Source organism: Amycolatopsis sp. NPDC051045 (assembly GCF_040682955.1).
Classification (GTDB): domain Bacteria; phylum Actinomycetota; class Actinomycetes; order Mycobacteriales; family Pseudonocardiaceae; genus Amycolatopsis.
The window spans coordinates 42,689-68,279 of record NZ_JBFBCC010000033.1; the positions used below are offsets into that span (position 1 = coordinate 42,689).

The 25,591-nt window shown below is 72.3% G+C and carries 25 protein-coding genes; 10 read left to right on the forward strand and 15 right to left on the reverse strand.

The features are described 5' to 3' along the window. Positions 1–182 precede the first annotated feature (182 nt). A complete protein-coding gene (locus AB0M80_RS40575; RefSeq protein ID WP_364575561.1) occupies positions 183–1,814 on the forward strand; it encodes a thiamine pyrophosphate-dependent enzyme in 1,632 nt (543 codons plus the stop codon). Here the strand turns inward: AB0M80_RS40575 and AB0M80_RS40580 are convergent. Next, positions 1,811–3,196 (reverse strand): pyridoxal-dependent decarboxylase, encoded by a 1,386-nt coding sequence (locus tag AB0M80_RS40580; RefSeq protein WP_364575563.1) that lies wholly within the window; start codon positions 3,194–3,196, stop codon positions 1,811–1,813. The genes AB0M80_RS40575 and AB0M80_RS40580 overlap by 4 nt on opposite strands. 426 nt (positions 3,197–3,622) lie before the next feature. Then, positions 3,623–4,519 (reverse strand): phosphatase PAP2 family protein, encoded by an 897-nt coding sequence (locus tag AB0M80_RS40585; protein WP_364575614.1) that lies wholly within the window; start codon positions 4,517–4,519, stop codon positions 3,623–3,625. A gap of 116 nt (positions 4,520–4,635) precedes the next feature. Between AB0M80_RS40585 and AB0M80_RS40590 the strand changes: the two genes are divergently transcribed. The 3 genes from AB0M80_RS40590 to AB0M80_RS40600 are packed head-to-tail and all read left to right on the forward strand — an operon-like array spanning position 4,636 to position 7,210. Continuing rightward, on the forward strand, positions 4,636–5,325 hold the full coding sequence (locus AB0M80_RS40590; RefSeq protein WP_364575565.1) for a response regulator transcription factor: 690 nt from the start codon (positions 4,636–4,638) through the stop codon (positions 5,323–5,325). After that, positions 5,322–6,728: a HAMP domain-containing sensor histidine kinase gene (locus AB0M80_RS40595; protein WP_364575567.1), complete on the forward strand. Its 1,407-nt coding sequence runs from the start codon at positions 5,322–5,324 to the stop codon at positions 6,726–6,728. Before AB0M80_RS40590 ends, AB0M80_RS40595 begins: the two co-directional genes overlap by 4 nt. Beyond that, on the forward strand, positions 6,725–7,210 hold the full coding sequence (locus AB0M80_RS40600) for a hypothetical protein (protein ID WP_364575569.1): 486 nt from the start codon (positions 6,725–6,727) through the stop codon (positions 7,208–7,210). Before AB0M80_RS40595 ends, AB0M80_RS40600 begins: the two co-directional genes overlap by 4 nt. A 43-nt stretch (positions 7,211–7,253) precedes the next feature. Here AB0M80_RS40600 and AB0M80_RS40605 read toward each other — a convergent pair whose 3' ends face one another. Then, positions 7,254–7,844 (reverse strand): NAD(P)H-dependent oxidoreductase, encoded by a 591-nt coding sequence (locus AB0M80_RS40605; protein WP_364575571.1) that lies wholly within the window; start codon positions 7,842–7,844, stop codon positions 7,254–7,256. Positions 7,845–7,995: 151 nt separating this feature from the next. Here AB0M80_RS40605 and soxR point away from each other — a divergent pair, with 151 nt between their 5' ends. After that, positions 7,996–8,478 carry a redox-sensitive transcriptional activator SoxR gene (gene soxR / locus AB0M80_RS40610; RefSeq protein WP_364575573.1) on the forward strand — a complete coding sequence of 161 codons (483 nt, stop codon included), beginning with the start codon at positions 7,996–7,998 and terminating at the stop codon, positions 8,476–8,478. Position 8,479: 1 nt separating this feature from the next. On the opposite strand, the gene AB0M80_RS40615 is transcribed toward soxR, so the two are convergent. The 3 genes from AB0M80_RS40615 to AB0M80_RS40625 all read right to left on the reverse strand — a co-directional run bounded on the left by AB0M80_RS40615 (position 8,480) and on the right by AB0M80_RS40625 (position 10,399). Further along, positions 8,480–8,989 (reverse strand): DUF664 domain-containing protein, encoded by a 510-nt coding sequence (locus tag AB0M80_RS40615; RefSeq protein WP_364575575.1) that lies wholly within the window; start codon positions 8,987–8,989, stop codon positions 8,480–8,482. A 73-nt stretch (positions 8,990–9,062) separates the two neighbouring features. Beyond that, a complete protein-coding gene (locus AB0M80_RS40620) occupies positions 9,063–9,683 on the reverse strand; it encodes a hypothetical protein (protein ID WP_364575577.1) in 621 nt (206 codons plus the stop codon). A 2-nt stretch (positions 9,684–9,685) separates the two neighbouring features. After that, positions 9,686–10,399, reverse strand: a complete 714-nt coding sequence (locus AB0M80_RS40625) for a hypothetical protein (protein ID WP_364575579.1) — start codon at positions 10,397–10,399, stop codon at positions 9,686–9,688. A 256-nt stretch (positions 10,400–10,655) separates the two neighbouring features. On the opposite strand from AB0M80_RS40625, the gene AB0M80_RS40630 reads away from it, so the two are divergent. After that, positions 10,656–11,396, forward strand: a complete 741-nt coding sequence (locus AB0M80_RS40630) for an SDR family oxidoreductase (protein WP_364575581.1) — start codon at positions 10,656–10,658, stop codon at positions 11,394–11,396. Here the strand turns inward: AB0M80_RS40630 and AB0M80_RS40635 are convergent. Next, positions 11,393–11,821 (reverse strand): DUF6314 family protein, encoded by a 429-nt coding sequence (locus AB0M80_RS40635; protein WP_364575583.1) that lies wholly within the window; start codon positions 11,819–11,821, stop codon positions 11,393–11,395. The two genes, AB0M80_RS40630 and AB0M80_RS40635, sit on opposite strands and share 4 nt — an antisense overlap. A gap of 68 nt (positions 11,822–11,889) precedes the next feature. Between AB0M80_RS40635 and recQ the strand changes: the two genes are divergently transcribed. Next, on the forward strand, positions 11,890–13,725 hold the full coding sequence (gene recQ / locus AB0M80_RS40640; RefSeq protein WP_364575585.1) for a DNA helicase RecQ: 1,836 nt from the start codon (positions 11,890–11,892) through the stop codon (positions 13,723–13,725). Here the strand turns inward: recQ and AB0M80_RS40645 are convergent, their stop codons facing one another. Beyond that, the gene (locus AB0M80_RS40645) at positions 13,726–13,950 is read right to left on the reverse strand and encodes an antitoxin (protein ID WP_364575587.1); all 225 of its coding nucleotides are present in this window, start codon (positions 13,948–13,950) and stop codon (positions 13,726–13,728) included. Positions 13,951–14,115: 165 nt separating this feature from the next. Here AB0M80_RS40645 and add point away from each other — a divergent pair, with 165 nt between their 5' ends. After that, complete coding sequence (gene add, locus AB0M80_RS40650; RefSeq protein WP_364575589.1) at positions 14,116–15,090, forward strand: adenosine deaminase; 975 nt, start codon at positions 14,116–14,118, stop codon at positions 15,088–15,090. On the opposite strand, the gene AB0M80_RS40655 is transcribed toward add, so the two are convergent. Then, positions 15,068–16,435, reverse strand: a complete 1,368-nt coding sequence (locus AB0M80_RS40655) for a VWA domain-containing protein (RefSeq protein ID WP_364575591.1) — start codon at positions 16,433–16,435, stop codon at positions 15,068–15,070. The two genes, add and AB0M80_RS40655, sit on opposite strands and share 23 nt — an antisense overlap. Then, on the reverse strand, positions 16,432–17,313 hold the full coding sequence (locus tag AB0M80_RS40660; protein WP_364575592.1) for a MoxR family ATPase: 882 nt from the start codon (positions 17,311–17,313) through the stop codon (positions 16,432–16,434). The genes AB0M80_RS40655 and AB0M80_RS40660 overlap by 4 nt, the downstream gene beginning before the upstream one ends. 140 nt (positions 17,314–17,453) lie before the next feature. Between AB0M80_RS40660 and mgrA the strand changes: the two genes are divergently transcribed. Continuing rightward, positions 17,454–18,482 carry an L-glyceraldehyde 3-phosphate reductase gene (mgrA, locus tag AB0M80_RS40665; RefSeq protein ID WP_364575594.1) on the forward strand — a complete coding sequence of 343 codons (1,029 nt, stop codon included), beginning with the start codon at positions 17,454–17,456 and terminating at the stop codon, positions 18,480–18,482. 83 nt (positions 18,483–18,565) lie between these two features. Here mgrA and AB0M80_RS40670 read toward each other — a convergent pair whose 3' ends face one another. The 5 genes from AB0M80_RS40670 to AB0M80_RS40690 all read right to left on the reverse strand — a co-directional run bounded on the left by AB0M80_RS40670 (position 18,566) and on the right by AB0M80_RS40690 (position 24,123). Then, positions 18,566–19,795: a helix-turn-helix domain-containing protein gene (locus AB0M80_RS40670; protein WP_364575596.1), complete on the reverse strand. Its 1,230-nt coding sequence runs from the start codon at positions 19,793–19,795 to the stop codon at positions 18,566–18,568. 135 nt (positions 19,796–19,930) lie between these two features. Continuing rightward, positions 19,931–20,389 (reverse strand): (2Fe-2S)-binding protein, encoded by a 459-nt coding sequence (locus tag AB0M80_RS40675; protein ID WP_364575598.1) that lies wholly within the window; start codon positions 20,387–20,389, stop codon positions 19,931–19,933. A 13-nt stretch (positions 20,390–20,402) separates the two neighbouring features. Then, positions 20,403–22,640: a molybdopterin cofactor-binding domain-containing protein gene (locus tag AB0M80_RS40680; RefSeq protein WP_364575600.1), complete on the reverse strand. Its 2,238-nt coding sequence runs from the start codon at positions 22,638–22,640 to the stop codon at positions 20,403–20,405. A 163-nt stretch (positions 22,641–22,803) separates the two neighbouring features. Further along, positions 22,804–23,355: an RNA polymerase sigma factor SigC gene (gene sigC / locus AB0M80_RS40685; RefSeq protein ID WP_364575602.1), complete on the reverse strand. Its 552-nt coding sequence runs from the start codon at positions 23,353–23,355 to the stop codon at positions 22,804–22,806. A 27-nt stretch (positions 23,356–23,382) separates the two neighbouring features. Beyond that, positions 23,383–24,123, reverse strand: coding sequence for a DUF427 domain-containing protein (locus AB0M80_RS40690; protein ID WP_364575604.1), 741 nt, complete (start codon positions 24,121–24,123; stop codon positions 23,383–23,385). Positions 24,124–24,236: 113 nt separating this feature from the next. On the opposite strand from AB0M80_RS40690, the gene AB0M80_RS40695 reads away from it, so the two are divergent. Next, on the forward strand, positions 24,237–25,436 hold the full coding sequence (locus AB0M80_RS40695; protein ID WP_364575606.1) for an ROK family protein: 1,200 nt from the start codon (positions 24,237–24,239) through the stop codon (positions 25,434–25,436). Positions 25,437–25,591: the final 155 nt, after the last annotated feature.

Consider the following 25,591-nt stretch of genomic DNA (forward strand, 5'->3'; position numbering starts at 1 on the left):
GTCCCGACCCTGGCATCCCGCGGCCGGCGAAACAAGCTTCCCGCGGCGGCGGGCTGCCTCCACCGAAGGCCCGGCGAAGCCTCACCGGCCATCCCGAATCGGACCGCCCGCGCGCCGCCGGCCCGAAGCGCCGCAGCCCGCATATATGGTCCGCTGACGAACGACCCGCAGGAGGCGCGCCGATGCCGACACCCCCAGCCAGCCCGACCGCGGCCGACCTGATCGTCGACGGGCTGCGGGCCCACGGCGTGGACACCGTCTTCGGCCTGCCCGGCGTGCAGACCTACGACCTGTTCGACAGCCTCGCCCGCGCCGACGGCGAGATTCGCGTGATCGGCGCTCGGCACGAGCAGACCGTCGCCTACATGGCGTTCGGCTACGCCCAGGCGACCGGCCGCACCGGCGTCTGCACCGTGGTGCCCGGCCCCGGTGTCCTCAACGCCTCGGCGGCGCTGCTCTCGGCGTACGGGGCGAGCGCACCGGTGCTGTGCCTCACCAGCGAAATCCCGCGCGCGTACCTCGGCCGCGGGCTCGGGCACCTGCACGAGATGCCCGACCAGCTCGCGACGCTGCGCACGATCACGAAGTGGTCGGCGCTGGTCGAGCACCCGGCCGAGGTCCCGGACGCGCTGGCGACGGCGTTCCGGGAAGCGGCGGGCGGACGGCCGCGGCCGGTTTCGCTGGCCGTGCCTTGGGATGTGCTGGGACTGCGCGCCCCGGCCGAAGTCATCGGCCCGCTGGCGCTGCCCCGGCCGGTCGTCGACCCGGTCGCCGTGGGGAAGGCCGCCGAACTCCTGGACGGCGCGAAGCACCCGATGATCATGGTGGGCGGTGGGGCCCGGCACGCCGCCGCCGAGGTCCGGGCGCTGGCCGAGCGGCTGCAGGCGCCGGTGGTGCCGTTCCGCGGCGGGCGCGGCATCGTGGGCGACGACCACCCGCTCGGCTTCACGTGCGTCTCGGGCTTCGAGCGGTGGGCCGAGACCGACGTCGTGGTCGGCATCGGGTCGCGGATGGAGCTGTCCTGGTTCCGCTGGCCGGACAAGCCCGCCGGCCTGAAGTCGATCCTGCTCGACATCGACCCGCGGCAGGCGACCCGGCTCGAAGCGGACGTCGCGATCGTCGCCGACACCGCCGACGCCGCGGCCGCGCTCACCGGCGCCATCGGTCCACAACGGACGGACCGGACGGCGGAGTTCACCGCGCTGAAGGCCGCTGTGGCCGAGCGCTGCGCCGACGTCGGCCCGGAGCTGGCGTACCTCCGGGCGATCCGGGACGTGCTCCCGCGCGACGGCTTCTTCGTCGAGGAGATCTGCCAGGTCGGCTTCGCGTCCTACTTCGGGTTCGAGGTGTACGCGCCGCGCACCTTCGTCACCTGCGGCCACCAGGGCACCCTCGGCTTCGGCTATCCGACGGCGCTGGGCGTGCAGGCGGCCTTCCCCGGCCGTCCGGTGGTTTCGGTCGCCGGGGACGGCGGTTTCATGTTCGCCGCGCAGGAACTCGCCACGGCCGTCCAATACGGACTGAACGTGGTGGCGGTCGTGTTCGACAACGGCAGCTACGGCAACGTCCACCTCGACCAGGAGCGGCTGTTCGAGGGCCGCGCGCTGGGCGGGCGGCTGCGGAACCCGGACTTCGCCCGGCTCGCCGAGACGTTCGGCGCGCTCGGCCTGACCGCGCGCACCCCGGACGACCTGCGCGACGCGCTGGACAAGGCGTTCGCCGCGGGCCGGCCGGCGCTGGTGCACGTGCCCTGCGAACTGGGCGTCGGCGCCTCGCCGTGGAAGTACCTGATGCCGAAGTCGGACCGCAGCTAGCCGGCGGCCAGCCGCTCCAGCACGCCGAAGACCTGGTCGACGTCGGCCGTCGTCGTCCGCCAGTTGCTGAAGGCGGCACGCAGTGCGGGGCGGCCGCCGAAGACGGTCGGGGTCAGGAACGTGGTCCCGTCCTCGGCGATGGCGCGCACGAGAGCGTCGATCCGGTCCTGGGTGACCTCCCCGGCCGGGGTGAAGCAGACGACGTTGAGCCGCACCGGCGCGAGCAGTTGCCAGCGTGGCGAGCCGTCGAGCCGCGCGCCCAGGTCCCGGGCCAGGGAGACGCAGCGCTCGACGATCTCGCGGTGCCCGGCGCGGCCGTACGCCACGAGCGAGAACCAGGCCGGGAGTGCGCGCAGCCGCCGGGAGTTCTCCGGCGTGAGGTGCAGGAAGTCCGGGGTCTCGCCGATCTCGCCGAGGTAGGCCGCGTTGTTGCTGAACACGCGCAGCTGCAGGTCGCGGCGGCGGGTGAACTGGACGGCGGAGTCGTAAGGCACGTTGAGCCACTTGTGCAGGTCGATGACCACCGAGTCGGCCTGCTCGAGGCCCGCGGTGAGCGCCGCGTGCTCCGGTGCGAGCGCGGCGAACCCGCCGAACGCGGCGTCGACGTGCAGCCAGAAGTCGTACCGCTGCTTGAGCGCCGCGATCGCGCGCAGGTCGTCGAAGTCGACGGTGTTCACGGTCCCCGCGTTCGCGACGACGACGGCCGGCCCGTCCAGCGTCTCGAGCACCTCGGCGAGTTTCGCGACATCGACGGCTTCGCGGCCCGGGAGCACCGGCACCGTCCGCAGCGCGGAACGCCCCATCCCGAGGAACGACAATGCCTTCAGGACGCTCGAGTGCGGCGAACCGGACAGCACGGTGACGGGTCCGAGCGCGGTCACGCCTTCATCGGAGACCGTCACTCCCGCCCGTTCGCCGAGCCACTCGCGGGCGATGGCCAGGCCGGTCACCGTGGACATGGTCGCCCCGGTGACGAAGGCGCCGGAGAACTCCGGGCCCAGCCCGAACAGTTCGGCCAGCCAGCCGACGGTCTCGCGTTCCAGGTCCTGCGCGGAGGAATCCATCCCGCTGGCGGGGTTCTGGTCGTAGGCGGCGGTGAGCCAGTCTCCGGCCAGAGAGGCCGGGGTCGCGCCGCCGGTCACGAAGCCGAGGTACCGCGGACCCGCACTGGCGGCGAAGCCGCCTTCCCAGCGCCGCGAGAACTCCTCCAGCGCACCCCTCGCGCCGGCGCCTTCGGCCGGCAGGGGCGCCGGGTCCACGGCAACGGGCGGGACGGCAGCCGCCCGCCCCTCCAGCCCGGCGAGCGCCTCACCCGCGAGTTTGCGGACGGAATCGAGGAGATCAGGCAGGGCGTTCAGGTCTTCGGCAAGCCTCGGGTCCATTCCCCGACGCTAGGCCGGGCCACGATCGTTGTCGCGGTCCAATCCCCCGAAACTGGCCCCGCTGCCCCGGCCGCGCAACCCCCGACCCACGTGAGGCCCCGCCAATCGCGCGAGCTGCCCGCTCAATCACGCGAGATACCCCGCCAGCCACGCGCAATGCCCCGCCGGCCACGCCGCCCGACCGCCCCGGTACGCAACCCGACCCGCTAGGCACGCAACCCGACCCGCCAGGCACGCAAGCCCACCCTCCCGGCACGCAAACCGGCCGCCCGGGCACGCATACCGACCCTCCAGTTACGCAACTCGACCCGCCAGCCACGCAACCCGACCCGCCAGGCACGCAAGCCCACCCGCCAGCCACGCGAACCGGCCACCCCGGCACGTCACCGGAGCGATCGCCGCCTCACCGCCGCGGCGTGCGTCCGGTCAACGCCGCCGGAGGCGGCGGACCCGGCTTTCGGCCGGGTCGAACGCCACCCGGCGCAACGGCCCCGCGAGCAGCAACACCACCGCCATCGCCGACAGGGCCGCCAGCACCATCGCGGCGACGAACTGGGCCGCGCCGGACGTCGCCGTCGCCAGGACCGCGAAGCCCGCCAGCACCAGCGCCGGTGGGGCCAGGAACCCCGTCAGCACCGGTACCAGCGGCACCCGGTCACCGTCGGGGCGGCGGGCGGACACCACCGCCGCCCCGGCGCAGGTGACCGCCGCGACCAGCAAGCAGCCGCCGACGGTGTCGCTCAACCGGTGCCAGCCCAGGGCCACCGCCGCTGCGGAGACCCAGGCGACGCCGAATCCGCCCGTCACCAGGGCCTGCCGGCGGAACCGGCGGGGCAGGACGATCGCGAGCGCCACCAGCACGGCCATCGCCGCGCTGACGTGCCCGCTCGGGAAGCTGTTGTGGCTCGCCACGCCGAGGCGGTCGCCGGTGCTCGGGCGCTCCAGGACGTACAGCTTGAGCAGTTGCGCCACCACCAGGGGCGCGGCGAGCAGGACCAGCGCCGGCACGCCGAGGGCCAGCCGCCTCCGCACCAGGCAGATCACCACGAGCAGCACCGCGACCCCGCCGAGCACGACCACCAGGTCGGCCTCTCGCAGCGGGGCAGCCCAGTCCACTGTGGTCCCCGCGGACTGGGCGCTGCGGACGACGCCGTTCTCGACGCCGCGGCCGGCCTCCGTGCGGACGAAGAGCAGGTAGGCCGCGACGAACGCGAGGGCGAACCCGGCCGCGCTCGCGGCGAGCACCGCCGCGCGGGACGCGGCGCGGGCCACCGGCGCGGTGCCGGCCGGGCGGGCGGCGGGAGGTGCCTCGAAGAAAATCACTGCCATGTCCCCGAGTCTGGGACGCGCGTTTCGGGATCCCGTCAGGGCGATGTCATGGTTTTGCTACAAGATCCGCCCGGGTCGCCATGACGTGCCCTTTTCCGAATAATGGCGCCGTGGCCGAGGTACTGGTGGTAGAGGACGACGCGGCGGTGCGGGAAGGCCTGCAGCTGGCCCTGCGCCGGCAGGGACACGTGGTGCACACCGCGGAATCGGGCGAACTCGGCATCGAGCTGCTCGTGCGCCACCGGCCCGACCTCGTCGTGCTCGACCTGATGCTGCCCGGCATGGACGGCTTCGAGACCTGCCGCCGGATGCGGGCGGCGGGCCCGGTCCCGATCATCATGCTCACCGCGCGCAGTGACGACTTCGACGTCGTGGCCGGGCTCGAGGCGGGCGCGGACGACTACGTCGCCAAGCCGGTCGAGCCGCGCGTGCTGGACGCGCGGATCCGGGCGGTCCTGCGCCGGGCGGTCAGCGAACGGCCGGGCGAGCCGGCCGCGGCCGAGGAGCGGCACGGCGACCTGGTGATCGACCGGGCCGCGCTCGAGGTGACCAAGCGCGGCGCACCGGTGTCGCTGACGCCGACCGAGCTGAAGCTGCTGCTGGAGCTCTCGCGCACGCCCGGTCAGGTGTACAGCCGCCAGCAGATCCTCTCCGCCGTGTGGGACCACGACTACCTCGGGGACTCCCGGCTCGTCGACGCGTGCGTGCAGCGGCTGCGCGCGAAGATCGAGGACGTGCCGGCGAAGCCGGAACACGTACAGACGGTCCGGGGGTTCGGCTACCGGTTCGGCCGGTCGTGAACCAGCGGATCCGGTCGTGGCTCGCCGGGCTGCGGCCCCGGCTGGTCGCCGCCTTCGCGGTGATCATGATCCTCGGCGCCACCGCCGCCGCGGGCGCCAGCTACGTCTCCGCGCGCCGGGCCATCCTGGAAGGCATCCAGGACCAGACGATGCTCAAGCTGCGGGACCAGATCGCCGCGTACCTGCCCACCCTGTCGATGCCGCCGTCCCAGGCCGCGCTCGACACGTTCGCGACGGCGCTCAAGTCCAGCAACGCACTCGTGGTCTACCGGGAACTGCACTCGTCGTCGGGCCCGGCACTCGACGACGTCCCGGCCGACCTGCGCCACGCCGTGGCCGCCAGTACCTACATCCAATTCCAGCGCGTCGACGTCCAGGGTTACCCGCTGTTCTTCGTCGGCGTCCCGGTGCAGACCGCCGGCGGCAGGCCGAGCGGTCTCGAGGTCTACGCGATGGCGCGGCTGACCGATCAGCAGGAGGCGATCGACGAGCTGGCCCGCAACGCCTGGAAGGTCTCCGCGCTCGTCCTGCCGTTCGCGGTGGGGCTCGGGCTGCTGGCGGCGCGGCAGGTGCTGCGGCCGGTGCGCGCGCTGAACACCGCGGCGAGCCAGCTCGGTCGCGGGCGGCTGGACGTGCGGTTGCGCGCGAAGGGGTCGGACGAGCTCGCGCAGCTGGTCACCACGTTCAACCACACCGCCGCCGAGCTGGAGCGCACGGTGAGCACCCTGCGGACGATGGAGGCCGACGCGCGGCGGTTCGTCGCCGACGTCTCCCACGAGCTCCGGACCCCGCTGGCGGCGATGAACGCGGTCACCGACGTCCTCGACGAGGACGCGGAGCAACTGCCGCCGGACACCGCGGTGGCGGCGCGGCTGGTATCGGCCGAGACGCGGCGGCTGACCCGGCTGGTGCAGGACCTGATCGAGATCTCCCGGTTCGACGCCGGGCGGGCGGAGCTGCGCCGGGAGGAGCTGGACGTCGCCGCGGCGATCACCGACAGCCTCGCCGCGCGCGGCTGGGAGCCCGGCGACGGCCTGGTCGCCGATCTGCCGGCCGGGATCACCGCGCGGCTCGACCGGCGGCGGCTCGACATCGTCGTGGCGAACCTGGTCGGCAACGCGCTGCGCCACGGCGCGCCGCCGGTCGAGGTGGTGCTGCGCCAGGAGCGCGGTGACGTCGTGCTCACCGTCACCGACCACGGGCCCGGGATCCCCGCCGACGTGCTGCCGCGGGTGTTCGACCGCTTCACCAAGGCCGACACCGCCCGCGCCCGGTCCGAGGGAAGCGGCCTCGGGCTGTCCATCGCGCGGGAGAACGCGCGGCTGCACGGCGGCGACATCGTCGCCGCCGACACCGGCGGCGGCGCCCGGTTCGAGCTGCGCCTGCCCCGGGAGGCGTGGTGAAGAAACTCGCCGTCCTGGCGGTGCTGCTGCTGGCGAGTGCGTGCGGGGTCAAACCGACGCCGGTGATCCCGGCCGGCCCTGCGCCGACCCTGCGCAGCCCCGCGAGCGACGGGCGCGGCAGCGACCTGATCCTCTACTTCGTCCTCGACGACCGGGTGGCCCCGGTGGCCCGGGCGGCCGAAGGCGTCGTGAGCGTCGAGGCAGCGCTGTCGATGCTGATGGACGGACCGTCCCTCGACGAGGAGGCCGACGGGTACACGACGGCCCTGCCGCGCCGGGCCGGGACGGTCGCCGTCACCCCCGGTTCGCGGGCGACGATCACCGTTTCGTTCCCGCTTCGGCCGCTCACCAGCGTCGGGATCAACCAGCTGGTCTGCACCGCGTTCGCGGCGCTGGCCGCCGAGGGCGGGTACTCGATCGACCGCACCATCGGTCTCGCCGGGCCGGACCTCGAGCTGCCGTACCAGACGTGCCAGGCGTGAGCGCCGGACCCGAGGTCGACTTGGCGGCCGGCGCCGGCCGGCCTCAGCCGGGGTAGGGGCGCGCCGCCCTGGCCTCCGTCAGCGACCGGGCCCACCAGCCCAATTGGTCGAGCATCGCCTTCGCCGCGACGGCCGCTCCGGCGTCGTTCGGCACGCCGTCGTCCCCGAACCGGGCGTGGGCGCCGTGGAAGCTGACCGTCTCGCGGATGGTCACGGCGTGCAGCTCCGCGAAGACCGCGCGCAGGTGCTCGACCGCGCGCAGGCCTCCCGAAATCCCGCCGTAGGACACGAAAGCGACCGGCTTGGCCCGCCATTCGGGCCGGTGCCAGTCGATGGCGTTCTTGAGCGAAGCCGGATAGCTGTGGTTGTACTCCGGGGTGACCACGACGAACGCGTCGGCGGCGTCGAGCCGCGGCGCCACCTTCGCGACCTCGGCGACGACCGTCTCCGGCGGCGCGGCGCCGAACGCCGGCATGACCAGCGGGAGGTCGGGCTCGGCGAGGTCGACGACGTCGACCTCGAAGCCGCCGTGCGCGTCCGCGACGCCGGCCAGCCAGTCCGCCACCACCGGGCCGAACCGTCCTTCCCGGACACTTCCCACGATCACCGCGACCCGCATCGGTGCTTCGGACACACTTTCCTCCTTGACAGGTGGGCATTGGCGCCCTCCGCACCAGGATGGGACTTCAAGCTGACTTGAAGTCAAGCGTGCCGCTGTGGTTGGGTGTGGATGGGACTTCAAGCTGACTTGAAGTCAAGCGTGCCGCTGTGGTTGGGTGTGGACCATGGGGAACGCCACGGCCCGGCCGCTGCCCGACCTGACGGTCGGCGAACTCTCCCGGCGCAGCGGGGTACCCGCGTCGGCTCTGCGCTTCTACGAAGACGAAGGCCTCATCCACAGCCGCCGCACCGCGGGCAACCAGCGGCGCTACCGCCGCGACACGCTGCGGCGGGTGACCTTCATCCGGATGTCCCAGCGGGTCGGCATGCCGCTGTCGAAGATCCGGGAAGTGCTCGCGCTGCTGTCCGACGACCGCACGCCCACCCGCACCGACTGGGCCCGGATCTCCCGCTGCTGGCAGGACGATCTCAACGCGCGGATCCGCCAGCTGGAACAGCTGCGCGACCAGCTGGGCGACTGCATCGGCTGCGGCTGCATGTCACTGGCCAAGTGCCGGCTCGCGAACCCGGGCGACCGCCTCGGGGGCGACGGCCCGGGTCCGCAGCGGCTCGCCGACCACCGCGGCGACGGCTACGAGGACTCCTGAGCTACCGGCGCTCGAGCAGGCCGCGGACGTACATCGCCTGGCCGGCGTGCTGGATGTCGTCGTCGAGGACGCTGATCAGGCGCACGCCCAGCGAGACCGGCGGGTCCCAGGCCTCGTCGACGATCCGGTCGAGGGAGCCGGCGTCGAGGCCGGTGACGAACCGGACGGTCTGCTCGTGGACGGCGTCGTAGTAGCCGGTGAGCAGGCCCGGTTCGTCGACCCGGACCGCCTCGACGTCGGCCGGGCGGTGGCCGTAGCCGGTGTCGCCCGCCGGGAACGGGAGGCCGAACCGGGAAAGCCAGTCCTGGCCGGTCCACACCTGCTCGGTCCCGGCCACGTCGGCGACGTGGTCGTCCTGGACCCGGGTCAGGTGCCACACCAGCCAGGCGATCGAGTTCGCGCCGTCGGCCGGCCGGGTCCCGAGCTGCTCGGCGGTGAGTCCGTCCACCGCTGCGTGCACCGTGCCCTGGACCCGGCCGAACCCGTCGACGAGCAGATCGGCCACGTTCATTCGGCTGCCTCCCGTTGCTGACACCGTTTGCCGGCGTGCGTACCCGATCATGCCCGCCGGCAAACGGTGTCCGCTAGCGCGGCAGCAGCTGGTCGAAGAACGAGCGGTAGCGGCGCAGCGCGATCCGCAGCTCCTCGGTGGCCGGTTCGCCCTGCTGCCACTGGGATTCCAGCTCGCTCTTGTGCTCGGCGAAGGTGGTGGCCAACGCGCTGATCACGGCGGCGACCAGTTCGTCGGCCTGCCGCACGGCCTGCTTCGGGTCGTCGACGAAGCCGACCTGGACGTTCTGCCAGCGGTCGCGGAACCCGGTGACCTTCTCCTCGTCGATCAGCCGCTGCGTTTCGACGTCGCCACCCGACTGGGCGGGGGTTTCCACGTCGCCGCCCGACTCCGCGGGCGTCTCGATGTCGCCACCGGACTCCGCGGGTGCTTCCACGTCGCCACCCGAGCCGGCCGGAGTGGTGTCGTGGGTGTCGTGCTGCCCGGCTGAGGCCAGGTCGGCGGTGCTCAGGTTCTGGTCGGCATCGCGCTCGTCGCCGGTGCCCGGCTCACGGAAGTCGGCCCGGTCCTGGCCGGGGACCCCGGCGGTGCTGTCGTCGCTGTCGTCCCGGAAGCCGCCGGTCTCGCGAACGTTTTCACGCCCGGGGAAGTCCTGGTCGTCCTCGGCGTTGTGCCGCGTCAGGTGCTCGGTCATGGTCAACGTCCTCCGTTTCGCTCGGTCTGCTGGTGCGCGGACGCCTGGCGTTCGGTGCCATGACCGTCGCTGTCACGACGATCGGTGGCGTGCCCCTCGGCGCTGTCGTGGTCGTTGCGGTCGTCGTCATTGCGGTCGTGGTCGTGACCGTTCCGGCGCTCGTGGTGGTCGTGGTGCTGCTCGTCGTCGGCGCCGTCGGTCAGCAGGTCCTCGAACACGGTGCGGTAGCGCACCATGGCGTCCCGGAGGTCCTCAGTGGACGCTCCGTCCCGCTTCTGCTGCGTGGCGTGCGCGGCCCGGTAGTGCTCCAGCGTCTTGGCGTGTCGCACGGAAAGGTCGGCCACCTGCTGCTCGTAGCCTTCGGTGGGGTACCCGCGTTCGGCCATCAGGGAGACCAGAACCTGGTCGGCCTCGGCGACGGCGGCGGACGGCTGATCGACGAACTTTTCCTGCACCTGCGCCCATTGCCGGGCGTAACGCTCGCGCGCCGACGCCGAAAGCGGCCGGATGTCGAGCTCCTTGTGCCGGCGTTCCCGCTCGGCGAGTTCGCGTTGTGCGGCACGAGGGCTGTCTTTTTCGGCGACCGTGCGGTCGTACTCGGGACCGAACCGCTGTTGCAGCCGTTTTCGTTGCATCTCCTGCGTCACCAGCCAGATCACGGCGCCGAGCACCGCGACGGCCACGACGACGATCAAGACGATCAGCCATGTGGGCATCGCACAAACTCCTTAAAGGATGTCAAGCCCCCGATGGTGGGGGTGTTCCCGGATTACCTCGGCCGAAAACGGGAAGGGCGCCCCGGACGCCGGGATTCGGCCGACCGGCGGCGGCGATACGGCCGGATGCCGTCACCCGGCGTAAGTAACAGCGGTAACAGCAGTCGACTAGCGCCGATACCATCATGGTGCTATCATCGATAACAGACCGAGCGAAGCGGCGCTACGGACGCCGCCCGGACGGAAAGAGAAACCGATGAGCACCCCCGACACCCGCGTCGCGATCGTCACCGGCGGCTCCCGCGGCATCGGCCGCCAGGTCGCCGAGCGCCTGGCCGCCGACGGCATGGCGGTCGTCGTCAACTACGCCGGCAACGAAAAGGAGGCCGCGGCCGTCGTCGAGGCCATCACCGCGCGCGGTGGCCGGGCGATCGCCGTCCGCGCCGACGTGGCCGAACCGGCCGCGGTCGCGGACCTGTTCGACACCGCGGAACGCACGTACGGCGGTGTCGACGTCGTCGCCCACCTGGCCGGCGTGATGAACCCGCCGACGCCGATCGCCGACATCGACTTCGAAGTCCTCGACCGGGTGCACCGGACCAACATCCGCGGCACGTTCGCGGTGGCCCAGCAGGCCGCGCGGCGGGTGCGCGAGGGCGGGGCCGTGATCACCACCTCGACGTCGGTGCTGGGGCTGAACCTGCCCGGCTACGGCGTCTACAACGCGACGAAGGGCGCGGTCGAGGCGATCACCATGATCCTGGCGCGCGAGCTGCGCGGCCGCGACATCACCGTGAACACCGTCGCGCCCGGCCCGACCGCGACCGCGCTGTTCCTCGACGGCAAGGACGAGGAGACCATCGACCGGATGGCCAAGCAGCCGCCGCTCGAGCGGCTGGGCCGGCCGGAGGACATCGCCGAGGTCGTCGCGTTCCTCGCCGGTCCGGCGCGCTGGGTGAACGGCCAGGTGCTGCGCGCCAACGGCGGCATCGTCTAACGGGTGAACCGGCTGACGATGACGTGGTCCTTGGCCGGCCCACGCACCGCCCACTCCTGCTGCCACCGCGCCGCGCCGGTCACGCGGTACTCCCCGCGGTAGTGGTCCGCGCGGCAGGGGTGGTCCGCCGTCCAGCGGCCTTCGCGCAGGTCGAGGTCGTGGAAGAAGCCGCCGTGGTCGAAGTGCACCGACGCGCGGCCGGGGCCCGCCGGGCGGTAGTGCAGGGTCCGCGTGACCGGCCCGGTGTGGCCGCCCAGCCGCAGCTCGCCCTCCTCGTGGTAGACGAGGACTCCCTCGGCCTCGGTGAAGGTGGCGGTGCCGGTGACCTCGCCCGCGGGGTCACCGTCCGCGGTGAGGATTTGCCGGTCCAGCCGCCACGCGCCGCCGAAATACGCGGCGAGATCGGGAACGGGCCAGTACTCCACCCGCCCATCCTGCCACCCGGCGGCGGGGCGGGCCGGGACTGTCGGACCCCCGCTCTATAGTCGGGCGGGTGGCAGAGACCGACCTCGCACCCGCGTCCGACGCACTGGAGATCCTCCGGCGCGTGTTCGGCTACGACAGCTTCCGCGGCGACCAGGCGGCGATCGTCGAGCACGTGATCGCCGGCGGCGACGCGCTCGTGCTGATGCCCACCGGCGGTGGGAAGTCGTTGTGCTACCAGATTCCCGCGCTGGTGCGGCCCGGCGTCGGCGTGGTGGTCTCGCCGCTGATCGCGCTGATGCAGGACCAGGTCGACGCGCTGCGCAACGCCGGTGTCCGCGCCGGTTTCCTCAACTCCACGCAGGACTACGCGGCGCGGCAGGAGGTGGAGACGGCCTTCCTGAACGGCGAGCTCGACCTGCTCTACCTGGCCCCGGAACGGCTTTCGGTCGAATCCACCGTGCGGCTGCTCGACCGCGGCAAGATTTCCCTGTTCGCGATCGACGAAGCGCATTGCGTCGCCCAGTGGGGCCACGACTTCCGGCCCGACTACCTCCAGCTCTCCGCGCTGCACGAGCGCTGGCCGGACGTGCCGCGGATCGCGCTGACCGCCACCGCGACCGAAGCCACGCACAAGGAGATCTCCGCGCGGCTGCGGCTCGACGAGGCCCGGCACTTCGTCGCGAGCTTCGACCGGCCGAACATCCAGTACCGGATCGTCGGCAAGAACTCGCCGCAGCGGCAGCTGCTGGAACTGCTGCGCACCGAGCACCCGGGTGACGCGGGGATCGTCTACTGCCTGTCGCGGAACTCGGTGGAGAAGACCGCGGAATTCCTGGTGCAGAACGGAATTCCGGCGGTGCCCTACCACGCGGGGCTCGACGCGCGCACCCGCGCGAAGCACCAGTCGCGGTTCCTGCGCGAAGACGGCTTGATTGTGGTCGCGACGATCGCGTTCGGCATGGGCATCGACAAACCGGACGTGCGGTTCGTCGCGCACCTGGACCTGCCGAAGTCGGTCGAGGGCTACTACCAGGAGACCGGCCGGGCCGGCCGCGACGGCCTGCCGTCCACCGCCTGGCTCGCGTACGGGCTGCAGGACGTCGTGCAGCAGCGCAAGATGATCGACACGTCCGAGGGCGACGAGGCGCACCGGCGCCGGCTGGGCGCCCACCTGAACGCGATGCTCGCGCTGTGCGAGACGGTGGAATGCCGCCGCGTGCAGATCCTCAACTACTTCGGACAGCAGGCGGAGCCCTGCGGCAACTGCGACACGTGCCTGAACCCGCCGGAGAGGTGGGACGGCACCGTCCCGGCGCAGAAGCTGCTGTCGACCGTCGTGCGGCTGCGCAACGAACGGCGGCAGAAGTTCGGTGCGGGCCAGATCATCGACATCCTGCTCGGCAAGGCCACGCCCAAGGTCACGCAGTTCCAGCACGACACGCTCAAGACCTTCGGCATCGGCACCGAGCTGCGCGAGCCGGAGTGGCGGGCGGTGGTGCGGCAGCTGCTCGCCCAAGGGCTGCTCGCCGTCGAAGGCGACTACGGCTCGCTCGTGCTCACCGAAAGCAGCGCGGAAGTGCTGGGCGGCGATCGCCAGGTGCTGCTGCGCCGCGAACCGGAACGCGCCGCCGCCGCGAAGGTCCGCAGCGCCAGGAAGGCCACGCCGGCGGTGGACCTGCCCGCGGAGGCGGCCCCGCTGTTCGAACGCCTGCGTGCCTGGCGGGCCGGGGTCGCGAAGGAGCAGGGCGTGCCCGCGTACGTCGTCTTCCACGACGCGACCTTGCGCCAGATCGCCACGCAACGGCCGTCGTCGCTGGCGGATCTGGGCACGGTCAGCGGGGTCGGCGAGAACAAGCTCGCCAAGTACGGCGAGGGGCTGCTCGAGGTCCTGACCGCCGGGTGACTACCGGCCGGCCGCCGGCCCCGGCCGACCCGGCTGCCCGGTCACCGAGTTGACCTTGCGGACCGCGCCGGCGATGTGGTTGTGGTACTTGCCCTTGGTCTTGTCGTCGACGAACTTCGCGGCCTTGCCGACGACCTGGTTCACCTTTTCGGGGTTCTTCTTGGCGTAGGCACGGGCCGCTCCGGCGGCGCCGGCCAGCATGGTCAGCTTCTTCATCAAAGGCACGGTGGGTCCTCCCTCATCGGTTCCGGTCATCCTGACAACGCGGACGAACCACCCGGAGGTTCCCCGTGTGACGAAGCCCAAAACCTCGGGGCGGAGCGAACCCGCCGCGGCCGGGGCCGGAAATTGCCGCGCGGATCGCCCTCGCGCGGCTCTAGGCTCCCGATCATGCGCGACCTGGCCGCCCTGCCGAAGGCCCACTTGCACGTCCACCTCGAGAGCACGATCCGCCCGGACACGCTCCGTGAGCTGGGCGACGCGAACGGCGTCGACGTCCCCGGCGAGCCGCCGGTGTTCGACGGCTTCCGCGCCTTCGCGGACTACAACGCGCTCATCCGATCGTGTCTCCAGCGTCCGGAGGATTTCGAGCGGATCGCGCGGGAGTACTGCGAAGACGAAGCCGCCCAAGGCACGCGCTACGCGGAACTCACGTTCACCGCGGCTTCGCACGGGGAACGGCTGGGCGACCCGGAAATGCCGCTGGCCGCCGTCCTCAAAGGACTTTCACAGAGCACCGGGCTCGAGTGGCGGCTGCTGCTCGACCACTCCCGGCGCCGGTCGGTCGAACGGGCCGAGCGCACCCTCGAACTCGCGCTGAAGTACGACGAAGTCTTCGCGATCGGCATGGCCGGCGAAGAGAACCACTCGCTGCGGCCGTTCGCGACGGTCTTCGAGAAGGCCCGCGCGGCCGGGCTGCACCTGCTGCACCACACCGGCGAAGACGCCGGACCCGACAGCATCCGCGAAGCGCTCGAAGTGGGCCGCACCGAACGGCTCGGCCACGGCATCCGCGTCCTCGACGACCCCGCGCTCGTCGCCGAGGTCCGCGACCGGGGCCTCGCCCTGGAGGTGTGCCCGTCGTCGAACGTGACGCTGGGGCTGGTGCCTTCGCTGTCCGAGCACCCGCTCCCCCGGCTGCTCGACGCCGGGCTGACCGTCACGCTCAACACCGACGTCCCCTCCGTCACGGGCGCGGCCCTCGCCGAGGAGTACGCCCGGATCCAGGCGGCGTTCGGCTACGACGACGCCACGATGGCCGGCTTCGCCCGCGCGAGCGTCACGGCGTCTTTCGCGCCGGCGGCGACCAAGGAAAAGCTCCTCGCGGACATCGACGCGTGGCTCACACCGGCAGCAGGCGGGTGACCAGCGTGCCGAGCTGGTGCACCGTGCGGCACTCGTGCATCTCCACGACCTCGGCGTACTCCAGCGCCGCCGAGTCCCCGGTGGACCACAGCGACCGCCGCTCCGGGTTCAGCCAGTAGACGTGCCGGGCGCGGGCCTTGATCTCGCGGACGGCGTCGAGGTTCGGGTCGCCGCCGTTGGTGCGGGCGTCGCCGAGGATCAGGACCGACGTCCGCGGGCCGACCGCGTCGAGCCAGTTCGCCGTGAACTGGCGCAGGGAGCCGCCGTAGTCGCTGTGGCCGTCCCAGCGCACCAAGGCGGCTTCGGCCAGCATGCGCGCGCCGAGGTGCTCGGGGTCGGCCGCGCCGGTGGTGACCAGGTGGGTGACCTCGTCGGTGCTGTCGACGAACGCGAACACCCGGACCTTGCCGAACTGGTCGCGCAGCGCCTGCACCAGCAGCATGGTGAAGTTCGCGAACCCCGCCACGGAGCCGGAAAGATCGCACAGCAGCACGATTTCCGGCCGTCCGGGGCGGCGGTGGCGGTAGACCGGGCGCAGCGGCACCCCGCCGGTCGACAGCGACCGCCGCAGCGTGCGGCGCAGGTCGATCTGCCCACGCGTGGTGCGTTTGCGGCGGGCAGCCAGGCGCGTCGCCAGCTTGCGGGACAACGGCTGGATGGTGCGCCGCAGCTCGGCGAGCTGGTTCCGGCTGGCGATGAGGAAGTCGACCCGGTCGGGCGCGGGCGCGATGGCGTGCTTGGCGACGCGCTCGCGGCCGCGGACCTCGGCCGCGCGGCGACGCGCCTCCGTGCGGATCTGCCCGCGGAAGCCCTCGACGCGGCGGCGGATCTCGTCGCGGTCGAGCCGGTCGGTGAACTCGCCGCGCGCGCCGCCGCCGCGGACCGCGGCCAGCACCCGCGCGATCAGCGTCTGCGGCTGGAGCCGCTCCAGCGTCTGGTGGGCGGAGAAGCCGCCACCCGGGCCGGACGCCGAGCCGTACTGGCCGAGCATGTCCACCGCGAGCCCGGCCAGCTGGGAGAGGGCCTGCCGGTCGCCGTCGGCCAGCGCGGCGGCCAGCTCCTCCCGGAGCTGCTCCAGCGTCTCCGGACGGTCTTCGCGGGCCCGCTCGGGCGCGCCGATCCCCGCCGGGAAGTACAGGTCGAACGCGGCGTCGAAGACCGCGCGCTGCCCGCCGCGGCGGACCAGGGCCGCGGCCAGCCCCTCGCGCACCAGCTCGCGGTCGTCGAGGCCGAGCACCTCCAGTGCGGCCGCGGCGTCGACGGTCTCGGCGGGTCCGGCCGCGATGCCCTGGGCCCGCAGTGCCTTGACGAACGACGCGAGCCGCTCCGGCACACCGCCGGTCACGACGCGTCCAGGACCTGTTCGAGCTTCAGGCCGGCGCCCGCCTTGACGATGTCGTCCTGGTGCTTGAGCACGACACCGAGGCTCTCCCGCACGACCCGCTCGTCCAGCGTGGACGCCCCGAGCGCGAGCAGGGTGCGCGCCCAGTCGATGGTCTCCGCGACCGACGGCAGCTTGCGCAGGTCCATCGCGCGCAGCGCGGCGATCACCCGGACCACCGAGTCGGCCAGCACGGCGTCGATGCCGGGCACCTTCAGCCGGACGATGTCCCGTTCCAGGTCCTCGTCCGGGAAGTCGATGTGCAGGAACAGGCACCGGCGGCGCAGCGCCTCGGACAGCTCGCGCGTCGCGTTGGACGTCAGCACGGCGAACGGCGCGCGCGTGGCGGTGATCGTGCCGAGCTCGGGCACGGTCACCTGGAAGTCGCCGAGCACCTCCAGCAGGAGGCCTTCGACCTCCATGTCGGCCTTGTCGGTCTCGTCGATCAGCAGCACGGTCGGCTCGTCCGAGGAGATCGCGGTGAGCAGCGGGCGGCGCAGCAGGAACTCCTCGCCGAAGATGTCGGTGCGGGCCTGCTCCCAGTTCTCGTCCCGGCCGGCGGTGATCCGCAGCAGCTGCTTCGCGTGGTTCCACTCGTACAGCGCGCGGGCCTCGTCGATGCCCTCGTAGCACTGCAGGCGCACCAGCCGCGAACCGCTGACCTGGGCGACGGCCTTGGCGAGCTCGGTCTTGCCGACGCCGGCGGGGCCCTCGACCAGCAGCGGCTTGCCGAGCCGGTCGGCGAGGAACACGGTGGTCGCCACGGCCGTGGACGCCAGGTAGCCGGCGCCGGCCAGCTTGGCCGACACGTCGTCGACGGAGGTGAAGAATCCGGTGCCCACCGCTGGCCTCCTAAGCGATCGCTCACCCGGACTGTACCGGACTCCCCGCCCGCCTCAGCGTCGTCGCCGGGCGAGGAGCTTGGCGCGGCCCATCTCCGGGCCGCGGGCGGGTGAGCTCTTCCGGGATTAGCATCGGCGCCGTGACCTACCTTGCCGCTTCCGGCCGATACGACTCGATCCCCTACCGGCGCTGCGGGCGTTCCGGGCTGAAGCTGCCGGCGATCTCGCTCGGGTTGTGGCACAACTTCGGCCACGACCGGCCGCTCGAGACCCAGCGCGCTATCACCCGCCGCGCCTTCGACCTGGGCATCACCCACTTCGACCTGGCCAACAACTACGGCCCGCCCTACGGCTCGGCGGAGGAGAACTTCGGGCGGCTGCTGGCCACGGACTTCAAGCCGTACCGCGACGAGCTGGTGATCTCCTCCAAGGCCGGCTACGACATGTGGCCCGGGCCGTACGGCGATGGGGGCTCCCGCAAGTACCTGCTGTCCTCACTGGACCAGTCGCTCGGCCGGCTGGGGCTGGACTACGTCGACATCTTCTACTCGCACCGCTTCGACCCCGAGACGCCGTTGGAGGAGACGGTCGGGGCACTCGACGCCGCCGTCCGCGCCGGCAAGGCGCTCTACGTCGGGATTTCGTCGTACAGCTCGGAACGGACGGCCGAGGCGGCGCGGCTCCTGCGGGAGCTCGGCACGCCGCTGCTGATCCACCAGCCGTCGTACTCGATGCTCAACCGCTGGATCGAGCAGGACGGCCTGCTGGACACCTTGGAGCAGGTGGGCGCGGGCTGCATCGCGTTCTCCCCGCTCGCCCAGGGCCTGCTGACGGACAAGTACCTGAAGGGCGTCCCGTCCGAGTCGCGGGCGGCCCAGGGCAAGTCCCTCGACCCGGACACCCTCGACGAGGACCGGCTGGGCCGGGTGCGCGCGCTCAACGACATCGCCGCTCGCCGCGGGCAGTCGCTGGCCCAGCTGGCGCTCGCGTGGGCGCTGCGCGACAGCCGGGTGACGTCGGTGCTGATCGGCGCGAGCAGCGTCAAGCAGCTGGAGGACAACGTCGGCGCGCTGGGCAACCTCGGCTTCTCGTCCGAGGAGCTGACCGAGATCGACGGGCACGCGACCGACGCGGACATCAACCTGTGGAAGCGTTCTTCGGACGCCTGAGCGGTCGGCGTCGACCGAGGCGCGACGGAGCTGCCGGTGATGCCGTTCGGCTCGGCGGAGGACCAGGCCCGCACCCGCGTCCGCTAGCGCGGCGACGGCAGGTGGGTCGCCTCCGGGAAGAGGTTCAGCGCCCGCAGCGCCGCGCCCAGCTCGGCGATGTCCGCCGGGTCCGTCAGCGAGCGGCCCAGCTCCTCCGTGATCCGCTTCAGGCGGTGGCGGATCGTGTTGGGGTGACAGAACATCCGCTCCGACGTCAGCTTCGTCGAGCCCTGGCAGTCGAACCACGCGCGCAGCGTCAGCAGCAGCACGTTGCGGTCGTCGCCCGGGAGGTCCAGCACCGGCTGGAGCACGTGGTGGGCCAGCTGCACCGACGCCTCCGGGGCGCTGGCCACCAGCCCGGCCAGCGGCGACTCGGTGAACTGCACCAGCCCCGGCGTCCCCGGCGTCATGCTCGACAGCGCGACCCGCGCGAGGTGGAGCGCGCGGGCGGTGTTGCCGAGGCCGGTGAACACCGGGCTGATGCCGACCCGGCCCACCGGGTGCGCTCGCACCAGGTCGACGATCGCCCCGGACGCGCTCGGGTCGCGCAGGGACACCACGCCGACCTGCAGGTCCGGCGTCAACCGCCACGCCGACGCGTGCTGCGCCGCGCGCAACCGGGCCTCGACCTGCGGGAGGGGCTCCTGGCCCAGCCGGGGGGTTTCGGCGGCGACGACGACGAACGTGCCGTCCAGGGACAGCTCGAGCACACGGGCGATGTCCCACAGCGTGCCCTCGGTCGCGGCGCCGCCCGCGAACAGCGCCTCCACCAGCGCCGAGCGCCGGTTCTGGTGCGCCACCATGACTTCCGCGGTCGTGTCGCGGTAGGACGTCGTGAGCGCTTCGGCGAGGTCGTCGATGAGGGCCCAGATCGCCGTCGTCGCGGCGACCAGGCCGGCGAGGTCCTGGGACGAGCCGCGGGCGGTCAGCTCCACGAACCGGTGCCACACCTCGGTGAGCCCGATCCGGTAGGCCCGCAGCAGCTCCGGCAGCGGCGCGCCCTGCAGGGCGCGCGCCCGGCCGGTCGCGCGGGCCTGCGACAGGTCCGGGACGTCCGAGCCGCGCAGCGTGCGCATCACGTGGTCGAGGTTGGCGCGCACCGAGTTCCGGAGTTCGGCGTGCGAGACCCACCGCGCGTCGGCGTAGACGGGCATCTCGGCGAGGATCTGCCGCACGGTGCTGTCGATCAGCTCGGGCATCTTCCGCTCGACCTCGGCGGCCAGCGAGGCGACCTTGGGCGCGTGCCCGTCGGACAGAAGCGCCTGGTAGTGCATGGAGCCCTCCGGTCCCCGGCCTCCTCGTCGAGGCCCGAGACCGACATCTAACCCGAACGGTGCGACCACGTTCGGGTGAACTTGCTACAGAAACCGCGAATGCGGAGGCTCCTGTGTAGAACCTCCGCATTCGCGTCAGGCCATTTTGGCGGCCGCGCTCTTGATCGCCTCCCGGATCCGGAAGTAGGTGCCACAGCGGCACACGTTCTGGATGGCGTCGATGTCGGCGTCCGTCGGGTTCTTCGTCTTCTTCAGCAGCGCGACCGCCGCCATGATCTGGCCGGGCTGGCAGTAGCCGCACTGCGCGACGTCCTGCTCCAGCCAGGCCTCCTGGACCGGGTGCAGCTCGTCGCCGTCGGCCAGCCCCTCGATCGTGGTGACCTCCTTGCCCGCGCACTCCGAGACCGGTGTGACGCAGGGGTTGAACGCCTCGCCGTCGAGGTGGCTGGTGCAGGCCTTGCAGACGTTGATGCCGCAGCCGTACTTCGGCCCGCGGACCTTGAGCTTGTCGCGCAGCGCCCACAGCATCGGCAGGTCGGCGGGTGCGTCGACGGTGACGGTCTTCCCGTTCACCACGAAGGTGTAGTTCGGCACGTGGGGACTCCTGTCAGCGCGGGAACGGGTCGAAGTCGACCGGGAAGGTGATCGGGAAGCTGCGGGGCTTGATCCCGGTGGCCCGGGCGTAGGCGTTGGCGATCGCGCCGACCGGCGCCGGCAGGCCGAGCTCGCCCGCCCCGCCGATGTCCGCCCCGGTGGCCGGCATGACGTGCACGGTGACGTCCGTCGGCGAGTTCTTCTGCCGCGCGTAGTGGAACTGCGAGTAGCTGCCTTCCAGCGGCAGGCCCTTGTCGATGTGCAGGCCCGCGGTGAGCGTCGTGGAGATCGCGTCGGTCAGGCCGCCGAGCATCTGCGCCTGGATCCCCCGCGGGTTCACCGGCTTGCCGACGTCGACCGCGATGGTCGCTTTCGTGACGCGCGGATATTTCGGGTCGCGCGCGTCCAGCTCGACCAGGCAGGCGGTGTAGGACTTGTACTCGCCGTGCACCGCGATCCCCTGCGCGAACCCGGCGGGCAGCTTCTTGCCCCACTCGCCGAGTTCGGCGACCTTGTCGAGCACCGCGCGCTGGCGCTGCTCCTTGATGAACTCGCGGCGGAACTGCACCGGGTCCTTGCCGAGCTTCTTGGCGATCTCGTCGACCATGATCTCCTCGGCGCCGCGGGTGTTCGCCGAGTAGACCGACCGCCACGCCGAGGTGTGGAACTTCAGCGGCACCTCGTTGAGCAGCTGCGTGGTGACGCCGAAGTTGTACGGCGACTTCACGGTCAGCAGGAACACCGTCTGCGCGAAGCTGAGGTTGCCGCCGACGGGCAGCTTCGCCGCGAACGCCGTGAGGATCTCGCCGAGGCCGTGACTCCAGTCCGTTTCGACGCTGGCGACGCGGTGCTCGAACGTGAGCACCTGCCCGAGCGCGAAGGTCGCGCGGATCCGGTGGTAGCTCGCCGCGCGCCCGCGGCCGTGGCGCATGTCGTCGATCCGGCTCCACATCAGCCGGACGGGCTTCTTCATCGCCTTCGAGATGTGCGCGGCTTCGAGGGCCGCGTCGAAGAACAGCCGCCGCCCGAAGGACCCGCCGCCCTGCTGGACGTGCACGGTCACCTTGTTCTCCGGCAGCCCCAGCTCTCGGGCGATGGTCTGCTTCGCCACGATCGGCGACTTCAGCCCGGCCCAGATGGTCGCGCTGTCCTCGCGGACATCCGCCACGGCGGAGTTCGACTCCATCGGTGCGTGACTGGCGAAGGCGAAGTCGAACTCGCCGTCGACGTACTGCGTCAGCAGCGGCGGCACCACGAACGGCAGCGCCGCGGCCCGGAGCTTCTTCTTGATCGTCTCGTCGTTCTCGCCGTCGACCGTGCCGGGGCCCCACGTGACGTCGAGGGCGTTCTTGCCGTCGAGGGCTTGCCCGAAGGTCTCGGCCATCACCGCGACGCCGGTCTTGACGACGGCGATGTCGATGATCCCCGGCATGGCGCGGACCGCTGCCTCGTTGTGCACCTTCGTGACCGCGCCGTTGATCGTCGGCGGGCGCCGCACCATCACCGGGTTGGCGCCGGGGACGTCGAGGTCGAGCGTGTAGACCTGCCGGCCGGTGACCATCGCGCGGGCGTCCTTGCGCGAAGTCGGCGTCCCGACGAGCGTGTGCGCCGACTCGTCCTTCGGCCGGATCGCGCCGACGCTCAGCCCGGAGCGCGCCGCGGGTCCGGCGAGGACGCCGTAGGAGGCGCTGCGCCCGTCGGGTGCCCACACCGCACCGTCGCGGGTGGACAGCCGGGACGCGTCGGTCCCCCACTGCGCCCCGGCCGCGGCGACCATCCGGGCGCGTGCGGTCGCCGCGGTGGCGCGGACCGGGTCGTAGAGCGAGCGCATCGTGTTGGACCCGCCGGTGAGCTGGTTGAACAGCAGCTCGGTGCGGGCGTCGGAAAGCACGACGTCGACCCGGTCGAGCGGCAGGTCCAGCTCTTCGGCGACGAGCATGGCGGTCGCCGTCGTGATGCCCTGGCCGACCTCGGCGCGCGGCAGCTGCAGCCGCGCCCGGCCGTCCGCGGTCAGCTCCAGCACGAGCATCCCGGCGGTCGGCGCGCACGACAGCGTCAGCACGTCACCCAGGTCGAGGATCTCCGCCGGCTGGGGCAGCGTGGGGACGACGGCTTCGGCGCGGGCCGGGGCGACCGCGTCGGCCGTCAGTTTGGTGGCGACGGTGAGCGTGGGTGCGGCGACCAGGTAGGTCAGGAAGCGGCGGCGGCCGACCTGCCCGGGCTCGGCGGGTTCGGTGGTGGGACTGGCCATCGGGAATCCCTTGCTGGGTGGTGGCGGGTGCGCGCCACGCTAAAGAGCCGTTGGCCGGACGTCAACGCGGAGTAGTCGGGTTCGCGCATCTCTGTGACGAGATGACAGCGGAAGCCGCCGGATGTGTGCGCCGCCACAGTGCCGGACGGCGCAACGCGCTGGCTCAGCCGGCGCCCCGGGCGCGCCGGGCCTCGATCAGGTCCTCCCGGGCGCGGGCGACGCGGGAGCGGACGGTGCCGACCGGGCAGCCGCAGACGTCGGCGGCCTCGGCGTAGGAGAGGCCGAGGACCTGGGTCAGGACGAGCACCTCGCGCCGGTCCGGCTCCAGCCCGTCGAGCAGCAGGCCGAGTTCGACGAGGTCCTCGAAGCCCGCCGCGGGGTCACGGGTGCGCTCGACGGCGGCTTCCCAGTCGGTGTCGGCGATCCTGGGCCGCGCGCCGGCGGCGCGGATCTGGTCGACGACCACCCGGCGCGCGATGGACAGCAGCCACGTCCGCGACGAGGAACGCCCGGCGAAGCGGGGGAGGCTGCCGAAGGCGCGGAGGTAGGTCTCCTGCGTCAGGTCGTCCGCCGCGGCGGCGTCGGTGAGGTGGGCGAGGAAGCGCCAGACGTCGGCTTGCGTCGCGCGGACCCACTCCTCCAGCGCGCGCCGGTCACCGCCACCGGCGGACAGGGCCAGGGCCGTGACGCGTTCGTCGTCCTCACGGTGGGTCATGATCCGTAAACATACAGCGGCGTGAAGTCAGGCGAACTTGGTCTTCGGCCGCTCCTGCCGGACGTCGTCGACGTACACGTCCACCTTCTCGTCGAGGAACGCCACCAGGCCCGCGGCCCGGATGCTCTCGGGCAGCGGTGCCGGGTAGCTCCAGGCGAGATCCTCGTGCCCGGCGACGTCGAAGTGCTCGGCGGCGCCCTTGTACGGGCAGTGCGTCACGACGTCGACCTTCTCCAGGAGGTCCATCCGGACGTCCACGCGGGGCAGGTAGTAGCGGACCGGCAGGCCGGTCTCGAACAGCAGGTGCGGCCGCACCGAGTCGGCGACCGGCACGCCGCCGACCTCGATCCGCACGTGCCGGGAGCTCGGCAGGATGTCGACGCGGACCCCGGGGTCGCGCGGGTGCGTGAAGATCTGTTCGTCCTCTTCGAACCAGTCGAACGCGCCGAACTCGAACCGGACGTGACCGCGGAGCTCTTCGATCGGCGAATCCGGGTACTCCAGCGCGCCGTCCACCACCTCGGCTCCGCCACCCTTTATCGTCGACAGAACAGCTTCTCCCCGGCTCGGCGAGTGCGAAGTCCGGCCGGAAGGGGTGAGAACACCGCTCACGACGTCCGCGCGCGGAAGGTAGTACGTGGGGTAGTACGGAACTTCCCACACCAGGAGGGGGTGCACCGTGTCCGCGACGACCTGCCCGCCGAGGAACACCCGTACCCGCTTCGCGCCTGGTGCCACGCGGACCCGGCCGCGTCCCGGAGTGCTCATGCTCCGGTCAACCGGCCCCGAAGTGAGGGTATTCCGGCCGGATCCGGGCCGGGACGGCTAGCGTGGCAGACATAACGAGAACGAGCATAACGAGAACGACAGGACGGGCACGGGTGGCCGGCGTAGAAATCCCCACGGTCGGTACCCCCGCCGGGATGCGCAAGATCAACCAGCGGGCGGTGCTCGACCTGCTGCGCCGCGGCGGGCCGGCGACCCGGCCGCAGGTGGCGAAGGACACCGGGCTGTCGAAGCCGACGGTCAGCCAGGCGCTGCTGGCGCTGGAGGCCGCCGGGCTGGCGCGCCCGACCGGGCAGACGTCCACCGGCACCGGGCGGTCGGCCGTGCTGTACGAGGCCGACCCCACCGCCGGGTACGTGCTGGGGGTCGACATCGGCCGCGAGCACCTCCGGGTCGCGGTGTCGGACCTCGGCCGCACGCTCGTGGCGCGCCGCGACGAGCGCAACACGGCGCGCTCCGGCGCGGCGCTGGTCACCGCGGTCGGGAAGATCGCGGCGGCGGCGGTCGCGGAGGCCGGTCTTTCGGCCGGCGACATCGTTGTCCGCGTGGTCGGCTCCCCCGGCGTCGCCGATCCGGGCAAGCGCTGCTTCCGGCACGCGCCGAACCTGCCGGGCTGGGGCCGGGCCGGGCTGATCGACGACCTCGAAGCCGCGCTGGGCCCGGACCTGATGGTGGAGAACGACGCCAACCTCACGGCCGTCGGCGAGTGGGAGAGCGGGGCCGCCCGCGGCGCGTCGGTGTTCGGCTGCATCACGATCGGCACCGGAGTCGGCATGGGCCTGATGGTCGACGGCCGCGTGTTCCGCGGCGCGACCGGCGCGGCGGGCGAGATCGGCTACCTGCCCTACGGCCGCACGCGCGCGGCCGACGAGCCCGGCACCCCACCCGCGCGCGGCCACCTCGAAGAGGCGACGGCGGCCCAGTCGGTCGTCCGCGGCGCCCGGGAACTCGGGCTGGGCACGGCGAAATCGGCCCGCGAGGTCTTCCGCCTGGCCCGCGAAGGCGACGAACTCGCCCGGCGCGCGGTGGAGACCGAAGCCGACCGGCTCGCCTACACGGTGGCCTCGGTGGCGGCGGTGATCGACCCCGAGCTGATCGTCCTGGGCGGCGGCATGGGCACGGCGGCGGACCTGCTGCTGGAACCGATCGACCGGGCGCTGCGCGCGTTCACGCCGCTGGTGCCGAAGGTGGTGCAGGGCGAACTGGGCGAGGACGCGGTGCTGACCGGTGCGATCAGCGTCGGGCTGCGGGCCGCGGAAGGGCTGGTCTTCGACCGTCGGGTGGGTGCCGCCTGACCTCGGCGAGCCCGGAGACCACCGGACGGACCAGGCGGCCGACGGGTGACGTGACGCCTAAGACCGCATCTCGTTTGGGGGTGTTGTGGGGTAGGCGATATTGTTGATCAACGATGAGCGATGTGGAGAAGTGGTGTCCGGAGCCGTTGTGGTTG

What these genes read in the sequence shown, in the direction of transcription:
- AB0M80_RS40615 (WP_364575575.1), bottom strand. Translation starts at nt 8,989, where the DNA reads ATGAACGTGGCCGATCTGCTCGTCGACGGGTTCGGCCGGGTCCAGGGC.
- AB0M80_RS40620 (WP_364575577.1), bottom strand. Translation starts at nt 9,683, where the DNA reads ATGACCGAGCACCTGACGCGGCACAACGCCGAGGACGACCAGGACTTC.
- AB0M80_RS40630 (WP_364575581.1), top strand. Translation starts at nt 10,656, where the DNA reads ATGAGCACCCCCGACACCCGCGTCGCGATCGTCACCGGCGGCTCCCGC.
- add (WP_364575589.1), top strand. Translation starts at nt 14,116, where the DNA reads ATGCGCGACCTGGCCGCCCTGCCGAAGGCCCACTTGCACGTCCACCTC.
- AB0M80_RS40575 (WP_364575561.1), top strand. Translation starts at nt 183, where the DNA reads ATGCCGACACCCCCAGCCAGCCCGACCGCGGCCGACCTGATCGTCGAC.
- sigC (WP_364575602.1), bottom strand. Translation starts at nt 23,355, where the DNA reads ATGACCCACCGTGAGGACGACGAACGCGTCACGGCCCTGGCCCTGTCC.
- AB0M80_RS40690 (WP_364575604.1), bottom strand. Translation starts at nt 24,123, where the DNA reads ATGAGCACTCCGGGACGCGGCCGGGTCCGCGTGGCACCAGGCGCGAAG.
- AB0M80_RS40625 (WP_364575579.1), bottom strand. Translation starts at nt 10,399, where the DNA reads ATGCCCACATGGCTGATCGTCTTGATCGTCGTCGTGGCCGTCGCGGTG.
- AB0M80_RS40670 (WP_364575596.1), bottom strand. Translation starts at nt 19,795, where the DNA reads ATGCACTACCAGGCGCTTCTGTCCGACGGGCACGCGCCCAAGGTCGCC.
- AB0M80_RS40680 (WP_364575600.1), bottom strand. Translation starts at nt 22,640, where the DNA reads ATGGCCAGTCCCACCACCGAACCCGCCGAGCCCGGGCAGGTCGGCCGC.
- AB0M80_RS40580 (WP_364575563.1), bottom strand. Translation starts at nt 3,196, where the DNA reads ATGGACCCGAGGCTTGCCGAAGACCTGAACGCCCTGCCTGATCTCCTC.
- soxR (WP_364575573.1), top strand. Translation starts at nt 7,996, where the DNA reads ATGGGGAACGCCACGGCCCGGCCGCTGCCCGACCTGACGGTCGGCGAA.